The following is a 14,344-nucleotide window of genomic DNA, read 5'->3' as shown; positions in this document are numbered from 1 at the left end:
CGAGACCGACTCCGGTCTCGACATCGACGCACTCAAGGTGGTCTCGGACGGCGTGAACCGGTTCCGTGCCCAGGAGGGCAAGGGTGTCCTGCTGATCACCCACTACACCCGGATCCTGCGCTACATCGAGCCCGACTTCGTCCACGTCTTCGTCAACGGCCGGATCGCCGAGCAGGGCGGGCCCGAGCTGGCCGACCAGCTCGAGGCCGAGGGCTACGACAAGTACCTCAAGGCCGGAGTCTGAGCATGAGCCGCGAGCTGACCGGGGTGCTGCCGGAGCTGGAGGTCATCCGCAAGGACTTCCCGATCCTGTCCCGCACCGTCTCGGGCGGTCACCCGCTGGTCTACCTCGACAGCGCGAACACCTCGCAGAAGCCGCAGGTGGTGATCGACACGATGGTCGACCACCTCGAGCGGCACAACGCGAACGTCGCGCGGGCCATGCACCAGCTCGGGGCCGAGGCCTCGGAGGCCTTCGAGGACGCGCGCGACAAGGTGGCCGCGTTCATCAAGGCGCCGAGCCGTGACGAGGTGGTGTTTACCAAGAACGCCACCGAGGCGCTGAACCTGGTGGCCAACACGTTCGCGTGGGCCGAGGGCGAGCTGTCGATCGGTGCCGGTGACGAGGTCCTCATCACCGAGATGGAGCACCACTCCAACATCGTCCCCTGGCAGCTGCTCACCCAGCGCAAGGGCGCGACGCTGCGGTGGTTCGGCCTGACCGACGACGGTCGCCTCGACCTGTCGAACATCGACGAGCTGATCAACGAGCGCACCAAAGTCGTCTCGCTCACCTGGGTGTCCAACATGTTGGGCACGATCAACCCGGTGGCCGAGATCGCTCGACGCGCTCACGAGGTCGGCGCGATCGTCGTCGTCGACGCCTCCCAGGCGGCGCCGCAGCTGCCCGTGGACGTCGTCGCCTCCGGTGCCGACCTGTTGGCCTTCACCGGCCACAAGGTGGTCGGACCGACCGGGATCGGTGTGCTGTGGGGTCGCAAGTCGCTGCTCGACCAGCTGCCGCCGTTCCACGGTGGCGGCGAGATGATCGAGACCGTCACCATGGAGCGCTCCACCTACGCCAAGGCTCCGCACCGCTTCGAAGCCGGCACGCCGCCGATCGTCGAGGCGGTCGGTCTGGGCGCGGCGGTCGACTACCTGACCCACATCGGGCTGGAGAACATCCACCTGCACGAGCAGGCGATCACCGGCTACGCCCTCGAGGGCCTGGCCACGATCCCCGGTCTGACGGTGCTCGGCCCGCTCGACGCGACCCAGCGTGGTGGGGCGATCTCCTTCGAGATCGACGGGGTGCACCCGCACGACATCGCGCAGGTCCTGGACGCACGCGGCGTCGCCGTACGCGCCGGGCACCACTGCGCGAAGCCGGCCCACGCCCGCTTCGGTGTGCAGAGCTCGACGCGGATGTCGTCGTACCTCTACACGACCCCGGCCGAGATCGACGCCCTCGTGGAGGGTCTCGAGTACACCCGTTCCTACTTCAAGCTGGATTGACATGAGCCCTTCTGCCAGCACAGATCTGGATGCTCTCTACCAGGAGATCATCCTCGACCACTACAAGAACCCGCTCCACAAGGGACTTCGCGAGCCCTTCGAGGCCGAGGTCCACCACGTCAACCCGACCTGCGGCGACGAGGTGACGCTCCGCGTCCACCTGGCCGACGAGGACGGGGTCCTCACCGTCGCGGACGTCTCCTACGACTCGGTCGGCTGCTCCATCTCCCAGGCGTCCGCCTCGGTGATGGCCGACCTGATCATCGGCAAGCCGGTCGAGGAGGCGATGGCGATCCACGAGTCCTTCCTGACCCTGATGCAGGGCAAGGGCACCGTGGAGCCCGACGAGGACGTCCTCGAGGACGGGATCGCCTTTGCCGGGGTCGCCAAGTTCCCGGCGCGCGTGAAGTGCGCACTACTGTCGTGGATGGCCTGGAAGGACGCGACAGCCACCAGCATGGAGGAGAGCAAGTGAGCCACGAGTCCGTTGAACAGCCCGTCGACCACGGGGACGACCTCCCCGAGGTCAACCCCGTCGGCTCCTCGACCGTCACGGTCGAGGACGTCACCGAGGCGATGAAGGACGTCGTCGACCCCGAGCTCGGGATCAACGTCGTCGACCTCGGCCTCGTCTACGACGTGCACCTGGACGAGGGCAGCAACTGCGTCCTCGACATGACGCTGACCTCGGCGGCCTGCCCGCTGACCGACGTGATCATGGACCAGACGAACTCCGCCCTGGAGGGTCTCGTCAACGACGTGGCCATCAACTGGGTCTGGATGCCGCCGTGGGGTCCCGACAAGATCACCCCCGACGGCCGCGAGCAGCTGCGCGCCCTCGGCTTCAACGTCTGAGCCGGACCAGCACCCCGTGGACGACTCCGAGATCGAGAACTACTGGATCCGTGCGCGGAGCCAGTCCCGGCTGACCCAGCTGCCCGGCTACCTGCCGCAGAACATGGTCGAGATGGTGCTGCCCCCCGCCTGGTCGTTCGGCGGTACGCCGGAGCAGGCCGACGAGCTGCTCGCCCTGGTGCTCGACGGTCGCAAGACCGCCACGGTCAGCGCGCTGCGTGACTACGACGGTGCGGAGGCCCTGCCCCAGGTGGGTGCGCTCGGCATCGTGCTGGACGGAGCTGGTCACCCGCGGGCGCTGCTCGAGACCACGGAGGTCTCGGTGGTGCCGTTCGACCAGGTGCCCGCCGAGCACGCCCTCGCCGAAGGTGAGGGCGACGGCAGCCTGGCGTCTTGGCGCGAGACCCAGGAGCGCTTCTTCGCTGCCTGCGAGGGCGGCTTCGCCCCGGACATGCCCGTGGTGCTCGAACGGTTCCGGGTCCTGCACCGTGCCTGAGGTGCTCGTCCCCGCACAGCGGATCGAGCGGTGGATCGCGAACTTCACCGACCGCCACGAAGGAGCCCACCTCACCGTCGTCTCCGGCGCCCTCACCGGCACCGGGGGCGACGGTTCGCATTTCGCTGCGCGCCTGCCGTTCGCCGCGCCGTACGCCGGTGCGGCGGAGGCGACCGCGTTCGCCGCGGCCGTGCGGGCCCCCGAGTCCTGGGGGCTGCTGCTGGTCCGCAAGGGCGGCTTCGCGGTGGCCCGGGTGCAGGGCGAGAAGATCGTCGAGTCGAAGGTCGGCCAGCGCCATGTCCAGGGCCGCACCAAGGCCGGTGGGCAGAGCCAGCAACGATTCGCCCGGCGGCGCGACAACCAGGCACGTCAGGCCTACGAGGCCGCGGCCGACCACGCCGCCCGGATCCTCGACGGGCTGGGCAGGCGGCAGGCGCCGGTGGTGACCGGGGGAGATCGCCCCGCCGTCGACGAGGTGCTCAGCGACCCTCGGTTGCGTGGTCTGCAGGTCGTCGGCCCGTGGCTGGCCGTGCCCGACCCGCGCCGCCGGGTGCTCGAGCAGGCAGTAATCGATTCGTGCTCGGTGGTCGTCGACGTGGAGAATGCCACCTCGTGAGCGCCACCCTCGTCGCCAAGGACCTCGCCGGAGGTCACGGCCATCGCACCCTCTTCGAGGCGCTCGACCTGACCGTCGCCCCCGGCGACGTGGTGGGTGTGGTGGGCGCCAACGGTGCCGGCAAGTCCACCCTGCTGCAGATCCTGGCCGGTCGTCTCGCGCCCCTGGCCGGCTCGGTGAGCAGCGCACCCCAGGACGCCTTCGTCGGCTGGCTGCCCCAGGAGCACGAGCGCGTGCCGGGGGAGTCGGTGGCGGCGTACATCGGTCGGCGTACCGGCGCCACCGAGGCGACGGCGGCGATGGAGGCAACCGCTGCCGCGCTGGAGTCCGGGACGAAGGCGGCCGAGGACGCCTACACGGTGGCCTTCGACCGCTGGCTGGCCAGCGGAGCCGCTGACCTGGACGAGCGCATCGCGCCGATGCTGGCCGAGCTCGGGCTCCAGGTGGGCGCCGATGCGCTGATGACGTCGCTGTCCGGCGGCCAGGCGGCGCGGGCCGCCCTGGCGGCCCTGCTGCTGAGCAACTTCGACGTGGTCCTGCTCGACGAGCCCACCAACGACCTGGACCTGGCCGGGCTGGAGCGGCTGGAGTCGTTCGTCCGGGGACTGCGTGGCGGGGTCGTGCTCGTCTCCCACGACCGTGAGTTCCTCGCCCGGTGCGTCACCCGGGTGGTCGAGCTCGACCTGGCCCAGCAGCAGGTCTCGGTCCACGACGGCGGGTACGACGCCTACCTGGCCGAGCGCGCGGTGGCGCGACGGCATGCGCGCGAGGCCTACGAGGAGTTCGCCGACAAGAAGGCGGATCTCGTCGCGCGGGCGCGCACCCAGCGGGAGTGGAGCTCCCAGGGCGTGCGCAACGCGATCAAGAAGGCGCCCGACAACGACAAGATCCGCCGCAAGGCATCGGTCGAGTCGTCGGAGAAGCAGGCCCAGAAGGTCCGCCAGATGGAGTCGCGGATCGCACGGCTCGACGAGGTCGAGGAGCCCCGCAAGGAGTGGGTGCTGCAGTTCTCCATCGGCTCGGCGCCCCGCTCGAGCGCGGTCGTGGCCACGCTCAACGAGGCGACCCTGGCCCTGGGTGACTTCGCCTTCGGCCCGGCCTCGCTGCAGGTCAACGCCCGGGACCGGATCGGCGTCATCGGACCCAACGGCGCCGGCAAGACCACCCTGCTGCGGCTGCTGCTCGGGCACGTCGCCCCGGACACCGGATCCGCGAGCCTGGGGGCGACGGTCGCGATCGGCGAGATCGACCAGGCCCGGACCGGTCTCGACGACGAGCAGCCCCTGGGCACGGCCTTCGAGATCGCGGTGCCCGAGCTGTCGCCGGCCGATGCCCGAACCCTGCTGGCGAAGTTCGGCCTCAAGGCCGACCAGGTCGCCAGCCAGGTGGGTCGACTCTCACCGGGGGAGCGGACCCGAGCGGCGCTGGCGCTCCTGCAGGCGCGCGGGGTGAACCTGCTGGTGCTCGACGAGCCCACCAACCACCTCGACCTGCCCGCGATCGAGCAGCTCGAGGAGGCGCTGGAGAGCTACGACGGCGCCCTGCTCCTGGTCAGCCACGACCGTCGGTTGTTGGACAACGTGCGACTCGACCAGCGCTGGGAGGTCCACGAGGGCCAGGTGCAGGTGCGTGTGTCGCGGTCGAGTTGAGCCGTCGTACGTCGCGGATCCGCTAGCGTCCCGACCATGTGGCAGCCCGAGCCGGGGTGGCATGCACTGCCCGGCGGCACCGGAACCTCCACCGTGGGCGTGTGGCGTACCGTCCTCGGCGATCAGCCCGTGGTCATCAAGCGGCTCGCTGCGCCCGGGGTGCACGATCCGGCGGAGCTGAGCAACCCTCGGCACTTCGCCTACTGGCGCCGGGCCGCCGACGTCGCGGACATCGGGCTGACCTGCCGGACCCCCGGGTTGCGGTCGCCCGCGCACGCCGCCGTCGAGGAGGACGTCGAGGGCATCACGATCACCGAGGAGTGGGTCGAGGACGCTGCCGTGAGCGGCCTCTTCGCCGCCGTCGGTCTGGGGCGGTTCGCCGCGGCCGACCTCGGCGAGCGGTCCTGGCTGGCTCGCAACCAGCTGCGCGACCGGATGCTGCGGGTGGAGCACCGGGGCGGCTGGCGGACCCTGGCGCGGACGACGATCGCGGACGTGGCCGATCGTCTCTGGCAGCGTCGGGAGACCCTGCTGGGGATGCTCGACGAGCTGCCGCAGGTGCCGCAGCACGGGGACGCCGTACCGGCCAACCTGCTCGGGCGTCGGGGCGACGACGTCGTGGCCGTCGACTGGGGCACGCTGGGCATCGGACCGGTCGGGGCCGACCTGGGCTACTACCTGCTCTCGGCGCGGGAGGAGTTCGAGCCCCTGCTCGACGCCTACCTGCTCGGGCTGCCGGACGGCGTCGCCACCCGCGACCAGGCGGCCCTCGGCGCCCGGGTGACGGCGGTCTACACCGTGCTCAACCGGGCCGAGTGGGCCCTGGCCCGGGTGGCCGGCGGCGAGGGCGCACTGGCCGGCAAGTACCGGCATCCGGCCGTCGCACCGCACCTGCGTGCGCTGCAGCGTCAGTCCGGTCTGATCGAGGAGCTCGTCGCCGGCTGAGCCGGGCCCCTCAGAGGTCGTCGGTGGCGAACGTGTCGCAGGCCTGGGTGGACCCCTGCTCGAGCCCGACCATGAACCACTTCACCCGGGACGTCGACGACCCGTGCGACCACTGCTCGGGATTGACCCGGCCACCGGTCTTCTCCTGGATCCGGTCGTCGCCGACCGCGGTCGCGGCCGCGATCGCCTCCTGGATGTCCTGGTCGGTCAATGACTCGAAGAGCGGCTCGCCGGTGGCGTCGTCGGTGGTGGTGGCGCTGCCGGCCCACATCCCGGCGTAGCAGTCGGCCTGCAGCTCCAGGCGGACCGAGTCGCTGCGCGGGCCCTGCTGGGTGCGGACCCTCCCCATCGTGCCGAGCAGGTTCTGGAGGTGGTGGCCGTACTCGTGGGCCAGCACGTAGGGCTCCACGAACGCACCGCTCGGGCCGTCCAGCTGCCGCTCGAGGACGGCGGCGAAGAAGGTCGTGTCGAGGTAGATGCTGCTGTCGGCGGGGCAGTAGAACGGACCGACGTCGGAGGAGGCCTCGCCGCAACCGGTCGTGATCGCCCCGGAGAAGGTCTGCAGCCGTCGTTGGGCCTCGAAGCGGACGCCGGTCTGCTCCTCGAAGGTGCTGGACCAGTAGTCGAACAGGGAGTTCTCGACCGCCACCCGGGCGCAGTCCGCGCTCTCGTTCGCATCGGCGCCGGTCTCGCAGCCGGCGTACCGGCCGGTGTCGCTCATCCGGCTCGCGTCCAGGGAGCTCTCGTTCGTCGTTCCGCTGCCGTCGAGGAACTGGGTGACGGCCACCACCAGCAGGATCACCACGGCTCCACCGATGCCGCCACCGCGCACGCCGCGCGGCAACGGTCGCCGGGCGCCGGCACCGCCACGCATCCCGCCACCGCCGCGGGAGCCACGACCGCGACCGGAGTCGCCCATCCGACGGGTGTCCAGACGGGCCTTGGGGTTGAAGCGCATGGGGTCCCCTTCCGATTCAGGGGATTCCCCCCGGCGGACCTAGACTAGCCAGCCTCATGATCACCGCCCAGCAGCTCGAAGTCCGCGCCGGCGCCCGTCTTCTGATGGAGAACGTCAACTTCCGGGTCGGGGCGGGCGACAAGGTCGGTCTCGTCGGCCGCAACGGCGCCGGCAAGACCACCCTCACCAAGATCCTCGCCGGCGAGGCCCTGCCGGCCGCGGGCAAGGTGCTGATCTCGGGGGAGGTCGGCTACCTGCCCCAGGACCCCCGGATCGGCGACCCCGAGGTTCTCGCCCGGGACCGGATCCTCTCCGCGCGCGGCCTCGACGACGTCGTACGCCGTCTGCGTGACGCCGAGGAGAAGATGGGCAGCGACGACGACGCCGTCCGCGACCGTGCGATGAAGCGCTACAGCGCCGCCGACGCCGAGCTGCACGCCGGTGGCGGGTACGCCGCCGAGTCCGAGGCGGCCACGATCGCCAAGAGCCTGGGGATCGAGGAGCGCATCCTCACCCAGCAGCTGAAGACGCTCTCGGGTGGTCAGCGCCGACGGGTCGAGCTGGCCAGGATCCTCTTCTCGGGCGCCGAGACCCTGCTCCTCGACGAGCCGACCAACCACCTCGACGCCGACTCGGTGGTCTGGCTCCGCGAGTTCCTCAAGGCCCACAAGGGCGGGCTGATCGTGATCAGCCACGACAACGCCCTGCTCGAGACCACGGTCAACAAGGTGCTCCACCTCGACGCCAACCGCGGCGAGATCGACGTCTACAACATGGGCTGGCGCAACTACCTGACCCAGCGGGAGACCGACGAGCGCCGCCGCAAGCGCGAGCGGGCCAACGCCGAGACCAAGGCGAAGACGCTGACCGACCAGGCCAACAAGATGCGCGCCAAGGCGAGCAAGGCCACGGCGGCCCAGTCCATGCTCAAGCGGGCCGAGAAGATGATGGCCGGCCTGGAGGGTGAGCGCGCCTCCGACAAGGTGGCCCGGATCAAGTTCCCCGCCCCGGCACCGTGCGGTAAGACCCCGCTGATGGGCAAGGAGCTCTCCCGCTCGTACGGCTCGCTCGAGGTCTTCACCGACGTCGACCTGGCCATCGACAAGGGCAGCCGCGTCGTGATCCTCGGGCTGAACGGCGCCGGCAAGACCACCATGCTGCGGATCCTCGCCGGGGTGGACAAGCCGGACACCGGAGAGGTCATCCACGGTCACGGTCTCAAGGTCGGCTACTACGCCCAGGAGCACGAGACGCTCGACACCAGCCGGACCGTGCTGGAGAACATGCAGAGCGCGGCTCCGCAGCTCACCGACTCCGAGGCGCGCAGCGTGCTCGGTTCCTTCCTGTTCTCCGGCGACGACGCGCACAAGTCGGCGGCCGTGCTCTCCGGTGGTGAGAAGACCCGTCTGGCGCTGGCGTCGCTGGTCGTCTCCAGTGCCAACGTGCTGCTCCTCGACGAGCCCACCAACAACCTCGACCCCGCCTCCCGCGAAGAGGTCCTGGCCGCCATCCGGACCTACGAGGGCGCGATCATCCTGGTCACCCACGACGAAGGCGCGGTGCGCGCCCTCGAGCCGGACCGGGTGCTGCTGCTGCCCGACGGCGACGAGGACCTCTGGAACGACGACTACGCCGACCTGGTCTCGCTGGCCTGACCGCGCCGACGTCGGCACGGGCGGGGGTTCCTACACTTCGCCCATGACGGATGAAGAGCTGCTCGCCGCCGGTCTGCTCGTCGAACGGACCGGGCCGGTCACCACGATCACCCTGCACCGCCCCGAGGTGCGCAACGCCCAGACCCCCGCCATGTGGCGCGCCCTCGCGTCCGTCGGCGAGTCGATCGGGGACGACGTCCGGGTGGTGGTGCTGCGGGGCAGCGGCCACAGCTTCTCGGCGGGGCTGGACCGCGCGATGCTCGACCCGGCCGGCGCCGACGACGACGAGAGCGTGATCGGGCTGCTGCGCCTGTCGGACGCGGAGATGGCCGAGGCCATCGACGCCTTCCAGCGCGGCTTCACCTTCCTGCGCGACCCGCGCTTCGTCTCCATCGCCGCCATCCAGGGGTATGCGGTCGGCGCCGGCTTCCAGCTGGCGCTCAGCTGTGACCTGCGGGTCGTCGCCGAGGACGCCCAGTTCTGCATGAAGGAGTCCGCGCTGGGGCTGGTGCCGGACCTGACGGGAACAAAGCCGCTGGTCGAGAGCGTTGGGTACGCACGGGCACTGGAGATCTGTGCAACGGCACGGATGGTGGGTGCCGACGAGGCCGTCTCCATCGGTCTCGCACTCACCGCCGTACCGCCCGCCGAGCTCGACTCGTCGGTCGCGGACCTGGTCGGTGCCCTGACGGCCCCGCTGGTGGGAGCCGTGCGTGAGACGAAGGCACTGCTGCTGGGCGCCACCGGCCGCGACCTCGAGGAGCAACGGAAGCTGGAGCGCGAAGCCCAGGTCCGGCGCTTCCGCGAGGTGGCCCGCCTGATGGCCGCACCCGGCACGGACTAGGAGTCGGTTTGTCAGGCATGCACGGGGTCGGACCCGCGTGGCGTCACCTGCGCTCGGACCGCAGCGTCGTCAACAACCGCATCGAGATGGCGACCGTACGACGTGTGCTCACCTTCGCGCGCCCGCACCGCCGGCTGATCTCCCTCTTCCTGACGCTGACCGTCATCGACGCCGGTCTCGTCGTCGTCTCGCCGCTGCTGGTCAAGCAGATCGTCGACGAGGGCATCGTCAAGGGAAACACCGGGCTGATCACCTGGCTGGCCCTGGGAATGGCGGCCACGGCTCTGGTGAGTGCGGTGATCGCCATCGGTGCCGGCTTCTACTCCTCCCGCATCGGGGAGGGCCTGATCTTCGACCTGCGCACCCGGGTCTTCGGGCACGTGCAGCGCCAGTCGCTGGCGTTCTTCACCCGGACCCAGACCGGTGCCCTGGTCTCGCGGCTCAACAACGACGTGATCGGGGCCCAACGCGCCTTCACCTCCACGCTCTCCAGCACCGTGTCCAACACGATCTCGGTCGTCGTGGTGGGCGTGGTCATGTTCGTGCTCAGCTGGCAGGTGACGCTGCTGTGCCTGGCGCTCTTCCCGCTGCTCTTCCTGGTCTCCCGCATCGTCAGCGGCAAGCTGGCCGGGCTGACCCGCGAGCAGATGGACGGCAACGCCGACCTCGGCAACCTGATGACCGAGCGGTTCAACGTGGGCGGGGCGATGCTGCTCAAGCTCTTCGGTCGCCGCCGTGAGGAGGACGACCTCTTCGCCACGAAGGCCGCTCGGGTCCGCGACCTCGGCGTCCGGATCTCCCTGATCACCCGGATCTTCGCGGCCAGCATGATGGCGGTGCCCGCGCTCGCGATCGCCCTCGTGTACGGCGTCGGCGGTCACCTCGTCGTCGACGACACCCTGGAGATCGGGACGCTGATCGCGCTGGGCACGCTGATGCTCCGGCTGCTCGGCCCGCTCCAGGGCCTCTCCAACGTCCGGATCGACGTGATGACCGCGCTGGTCAGCTTCGAGCGGGTCTTCGAGGTCCTCGACCTGCCGTCGCTGATCGAGGAGAAGCCGGACGCGCCGGCGCTCCCGGCCGACGCCGCCCGGTTGGAGTTCGACCACGTGGCGTTCACCTACCCGGCCGCGGACGCGATCTCGCTGGCCTCGCTCGAGGGCATCGCCCGCGCCGAGTCGCGCGAGTCCGGCCAGGTGCTGACCGACATCACCTTCACCGCCGAGCCGGGGCAGATGATCGCGCTCGTCGGCCCCTCCGGTGCCGGCAAGACCACCGTCACCCACCTCGTCGCCCGGCTCTACGACGTCGAGTCGGGCGCGGTCCGGGTCGGCGACCGTGACGTCCGTGACGTCAGTCTGCAGTCCCTCGAGGACACCGTCGGTTACGTGACGCAGGACGCCCACATGTTCCACGACACGATCCGTGCCAACCTGGTCTACGCCCGTCCGGGGGCCAGCGACGAGCAGATCTGGAGCGCACTCGAGGCCGCCCAGATCTCCACGCTGGTGCGCTCGCTTCCCGACGGGCTCGACACCGTCGTCGGCGACCGCGGCTACCGCCTCTCCGGTGGTGAGCGGCAGCGACTGGCGATCGCCCGGCTGCTGCTGAAGGCGCCGCCGATCGTGGTGCTCGACGAGGCCACCGCCCACCTCGACAGCGAGTCCGAGGCCGCCGTCCAGCGCGCGCTCGACGCGGCGTTGGCCGGCCGGACGTCGCTGGTGATCGCGCACCGGCTCTCCACTGTGCGCAACGCGGACGCGATCCTGGTCCTCGACCAGGGCCGGATCGTCCAGTCGGGCACCCACGCCGAACTGCTCGCCGAGGGTGGGCTGTACGCCGACCTCTACCGGACCCAGTTCATTCAGGACGCCCCGGTCGGTTGAGCCGGCTCCCCGGAGCTGGTGGGTTCGGCGCTGGTGGGTTCGGTGCGGGTGGGTTCGGAGCCGGTGGGTTCGGTGCCGGGGGAGCGGCCGCCGCGGCGTTCGCCCGAGCGACCGCCGCGCCACTCGTCGTACAGCAGGTAGAAGAAGCCGAAGATCGCGAGCGCCCCGAAGAACCACCACTGCAGCCCGTAGAAGAAGTGCGGGCCGTCGTTCAGCTCGGGGAGCTCGGCCCCCGCCAGCGGCTGCTCGGGCTCGGGGGTCTCGGACCTGAGGTCCACGAAGCCGCGATACACCTCGCGGTCCAGGGCACGACCGATCTCGACGCTGGAGATCGACCGGCTCGACAGGCCGCTGACCTTGGTGCTGTCGCCGGTGGCGTCGGCTCGCACCCACCCGGTGACGGTGACCTCCCCCGCAGGCGGGTCGGGCACCTCGGAGGCGTCCATGCCGCGGTTGTCGGTGGCGACCCACCCCCGGTCCACCAGCAGTGTCGGACCGTCGGCCGTCACCAGCGGGACGACGACGTCCACGCCGGAGGCCCCCTCGCGGGTGCGGTACCGGATGATCACGGTGTCCTCGACGGCGTACGTGCCCGTCGCCGTCACCACCCGCCACTCGTCCTCGGCGTCCACCGGGACCCCGACGTCGAGGATCTCGGCCACCGGTGCGGGAGGCAGCGCCTCGTTGCGCTCCACGACGGCGTTGCGGGCCTTGCGGTCCTCGAGCCGGTGGAACTGCCACTGGCCCAGGAGCCAGGCCCCGTAGGCGAGCACGACCACGGCGAGCGCGAACAACGCCCACCGTCGACTGACCACGAAGCGCAGTGACCGCACCCCCAGAGGCTATCCGGCGACCGGCGGCCTGCCGCGTCGAGGGCGCGTGACCGGACCGCACCTACACTGGCCGGTGTGACGAACCGGACGCTCGAAGACCGCTACGGACGGGTGGCGACCGACCTGCGCGTCTCGCTGACCGACCGCTGCAACCTGCGCTGTTCCTACTGCATGCCGGCCGAGGGCCTCGACTGGTTGCCCGACGACTCGGTGCTCTCCGACGACGAGGTCGTCCGGCTGATCGCGATCGGGGTGCAGCAGCTCGGGATCCGCGAGGTCCGCTTCACGGGGGGCGAGCCGCTGGTACGACGCGGCCTGGTCGACATCGTGCGGCGCACGCGCAGCCTGGACCCGGCGCTCGAGCTCTCGATCACCACGAACGCGCTCGGTCTCACCCGCACCGCGCAGGCCTTGGCCGACGCGGGGCTCAACCGGGTCAACGTCAGCCTCGACACCGTCCGGCCGGACACCTTCCACGAGATCACCCGTCGCGACCGGCTCCAGGACGTCGTGGCGGGTCTCGAGGCGGCCCGTGCGGCCGGCCTCGGTCCGATCAAGATCAACGCGGTGCTCCTGCGCGGCGTCAACGACGACCAGGCCGGCGAACTGCTGAGGTGGTCGCTCGAGCGTGGGTACGACCTGCGCTTCATCGAGCAGATGCCGCTGGACGCCCAGCACGGCTGGAGCCGCGAGGCGATGGTCACGGCGGAGGAGATCTTCGCCCAGCTGGAGCGGGAGTTCGACCTGTCGCCGGCCGCCGAACCGCGCGGGAGCGCCCCTGCGGAGCTCTTCCGGGTCGACGGTGGGCCCGCGACCGTGGGCGTGATCGCCTCGGTCACCCGTCCCTTCTGCGGGGACTGCGACCGGGTGCGGCTGACCGCCGACGGTCAGGTCCGCAACTGCCTCTTCGCGCGTGAGGAGTCGGACCTGCGGGGCGCCCTGCGCGCCGGCGCCGGCGACGAGGAGATCGCCGAGCGCTGGGTCGTGGCCATGCGTGGCAAACGGGCCGGCCACGGGATCGACGACCCGACCTTCCTCCAGCCTGATCGGCCGATGTCGGCGATCGGCGGCTGACCCGGGTGTGGCTGTTCGACGAGGCTGCGAGTGAGGCCGCCGAGCACCTGTCACCGGCTCAGCGCGGCCCTTCGCCGGGTAGCGGCTCACGGCCGGTCGTGTGGGCCACCACCTCCTTCAGGAGGGTGCGCGCGGCGAGAAAGTCGGAGAGCTGCTCGCGGTGCTCGTCACAGGCCAACCAGGTCTTGCGACGTTCGGGGGTGTGCAGCTTGGGGTTGTTCCACAGCAGGGCCCAGGTGGCGGCGCTCCGGCAGCCCTTGGCGGAGCACCAGTCAGGTTCGGTCTCGGTCATGGCTTCGACTCCCAGGAGAAAGGACAGGTGCCGGATGGCCACGGGGGGGCAGCCGTCCGGCACCGTCGCGAACTGAGACGGGGGAGACCCAGTTCGCAACAGGGATTGTTCCACGAGACCGAACTGCCGCGACACTCGGTTGCCCGCGCGGTGCCGGAACGGGTCAGTGCAGGTCCCGCCCCGGGTGACCGCTCTCGAGCTGGCCGAGTCCCAGGCCCCGGTCCACCAGCCGGAACCCGTCGTCGCGCGAGGCCACGGCGTTCGCCATCACGACGGCGACGTACGGCAGGACGAGTGCGCCGGCGATCAGCACCCACATCAGCCACCCGCTGCCCACGATGACGGCGCCGACGAAACAGATGGTGCGCAGGCTCATCGAGAGCAGGTAGCGGCGCTGGCGCCGGGCGATGTCCTCGCGGCGGCTGGTGGCCGCGGTGGTCACCCGGACGACGTCGTCGTCGTATCGTCTGAGATCCCGGGCCATGACGTCCACTGTACGTCGGTAACCTAGGTCACCCACGCTCGCTTCGGAGGTCACATGTCCAACCGCACCTATCGCGTCACCGAGATCGTCGGCACCTCGCCGAACGGGATCGACGAGGCCATCCGCAATGGCATCGAGCGGGCCGCCCGCACCGTGCGCCACCTCGACTGGTTCGAGGTCACGCAGGTGCGTGGCCAGGTCAAGGACGGCGCTGTCGAGCACTTCCAGGTCGGGATGAAGGT

16 protein-coding genes and 1 pseudogene are annotated in these 14,344 nt (G+C 70.7%); 13 read left to right on the top strand and 4 right to left on the bottom strand.

Features of this window, described 5'->3' with window-relative positions:
- From sufC to ABZE72_RS11215, 8 genes and pseudogenes are all read left to right on the top strand, one after another.
- Positions 1-244 (top strand): annotated as a pseudogene (sufC, locus tag ABZE72_RS11250) (Fe-S cluster assembly ATPase SufC); the annotation flags it as partial.
- Between the two features lie 2 nt (positions 245-246).
- Positions 247-1,515: a cysteine desulfurase gene (locus tag ABZE72_RS11245; protein WP_372729120.1), complete on the top strand. Its 1,269-nt coding sequence runs from the start codon at positions 247-249 to the stop codon at positions 1,513-1,515.
- Between the two features lies 1 nt (position 1,516).
- Positions 1,517-1,990 carry a Fe-S cluster assembly sulfur transfer protein SufU gene (sufU, locus tag ABZE72_RS11240; RefSeq protein ID WP_372729119.1) on the top strand — a complete coding sequence of 158 codons (474 nt, stop codon included), beginning with the start codon at positions 1,517-1,519 and terminating at the stop codon, positions 1,988-1,990.
- A complete protein-coding gene (locus tag ABZE72_RS11235) occupies positions 1,987-2,370 on the top strand; it encodes a metal-sulfur cluster assembly factor (RefSeq protein WP_372729118.1) in 384 nt (127 codons plus the stop codon). Before sufU ends, ABZE72_RS11235 begins: the two co-directional genes overlap by 4 nt.
- A gap of 16 nt (positions 2,371-2,386) precedes the next feature.
- Entirely contained in the window at positions 2,387-2,866 is a 480-nt protein-coding gene (locus ABZE72_RS11230) for an ASCH domain-containing protein (protein ID WP_372729117.1), read from the top strand.
- 1 nt (position 2,867) lies between these two features.
- Positions 2,868-3,482 (top strand): acVLRF1 family peptidyl-tRNA hydrolase, encoded by a 615-nt coding sequence (locus ABZE72_RS11225; protein WP_372729116.1) that lies wholly within the window; start codon positions 2,868-2,870, stop codon positions 3,480-3,482.
- Positions 3,479-5,131, top strand: a complete 1,653-nt coding sequence (gene abc-f, locus ABZE72_RS11220) for a ribosomal protection-like ABC-F family protein (protein WP_372729115.1) — start codon at positions 3,479-3,481, stop codon at positions 5,129-5,131. The genes ABZE72_RS11225 and abc-f overlap by 4 nt, the downstream gene beginning before the upstream one ends.
- A 36-nt stretch (positions 5,132-5,167) precedes the next feature.
- Positions 5,168-6,076, top strand: coding sequence for a phosphotransferase (locus ABZE72_RS11215; protein ID WP_372729114.1), 909 nt, complete (start codon positions 5,168-5,170; stop codon positions 6,074-6,076).
- Positions 6,077-6,086: 10 nt separating this feature from the next.
- On the opposite strand, the gene ABZE72_RS11210 is transcribed toward ABZE72_RS11215, so the two are convergent.
- Entirely contained in the window at positions 6,087-7,034 is a 948-nt protein-coding gene (locus tag ABZE72_RS11210; RefSeq protein ID WP_372729113.1) for a neutral zinc metallopeptidase, read from the bottom strand.
- Positions 7,035-7,090: 56 nt separating this feature from the next.
- Here ABZE72_RS11210 and ABZE72_RS11205 point away from each other — a divergent pair, with 56 nt between their 5' ends.
- The 3 genes from ABZE72_RS11205 to ABZE72_RS11195 are packed head-to-tail and all read left to right on the top strand — an operon-like array spanning position 7,091 to position 11,419.
- The gene (locus ABZE72_RS11205; RefSeq protein ID WP_372729112.1) at positions 7,091-8,689 is read left to right on the top strand and encodes an ABC-F family ATP-binding cassette domain-containing protein; all 1,599 of its coding nucleotides are present in this window, start codon (positions 7,091-7,093) and stop codon (positions 8,687-8,689) included.
- Positions 8,690-8,732: 43 nt separating this feature from the next.
- The gene (locus ABZE72_RS11200) at positions 8,733-9,533 is read left to right on the top strand and encodes an enoyl-CoA hydratase/isomerase family protein (protein ID WP_372729111.1); all 801 of its coding nucleotides are present in this window, start codon (positions 8,733-8,735) and stop codon (positions 9,531-9,533) included.
- 17 nt (positions 9,534-9,550) lie between these two features.
- Entirely contained in the window at positions 9,551-11,419 is a 1,869-nt protein-coding gene (locus tag ABZE72_RS11195) for an ABC transporter ATP-binding protein (protein ID WP_372729110.1), read from the top strand.
- Here the strand turns inward: ABZE72_RS11195 and ABZE72_RS11190 are convergent.
- Complete coding sequence (locus tag ABZE72_RS11190; protein ID WP_372729109.1) at positions 11,398-12,252, bottom strand: SURF1 family protein; 855 nt, start codon at positions 12,250-12,252, stop codon at positions 11,398-11,400. The two genes, ABZE72_RS11195 and ABZE72_RS11190, sit on opposite strands and share 22 nt — an antisense overlap.
- Positions 12,253-12,327: 75 nt before the next feature.
- On the opposite strand from ABZE72_RS11190, the gene moaA reads away from it, so the two are divergent.
- Entirely contained in the window at positions 12,328-13,326 is a 999-nt protein-coding gene (gene moaA, locus ABZE72_RS11185; protein WP_372729108.1) for a GTP 3',8-cyclase MoaA, read from the top strand.
- Positions 13,327-13,384: 58 nt separating this feature from the next.
- On the opposite strand, the gene ABZE72_RS11180 is transcribed toward moaA, so the two are convergent.
- Positions 13,385-13,618, bottom strand: coding sequence for an acetone carboxylase (locus tag ABZE72_RS11180; RefSeq protein ID WP_372729107.1), 234 nt, complete (start codon positions 13,616-13,618; stop codon positions 13,385-13,387).
- A 163-nt stretch (positions 13,619-13,781) separates the two neighbouring features.
- The gene (locus ABZE72_RS11175) at positions 13,782-14,102 is read right to left on the bottom strand and encodes a DUF3099 domain-containing protein (RefSeq protein WP_372729106.1); all 321 of its coding nucleotides are present in this window, start codon (positions 14,100-14,102) and stop codon (positions 13,782-13,784) included.
- Between the two features lie 54 nt (positions 14,103-14,156).
- On the opposite strand from ABZE72_RS11175, the gene ABZE72_RS11170 reads away from it, so the two are divergent.
- The coding region (locus ABZE72_RS11170) for a dodecin (RefSeq protein ID WP_372729105.1) at positions 14,157-14,344 on the top strand (188 nt) is incomplete at its 3' end.

The organism is Nocardioides sp. (assembly GCF_041600255.1).
Classification (GTDB): Bacteria; Actinomycetota; Actinomycetes; order Propionibacteriales; family Nocardioidaceae; genus Nocardioides.
This window is presented reverse-complemented; position numbering and strand designations above follow the sequence as displayed.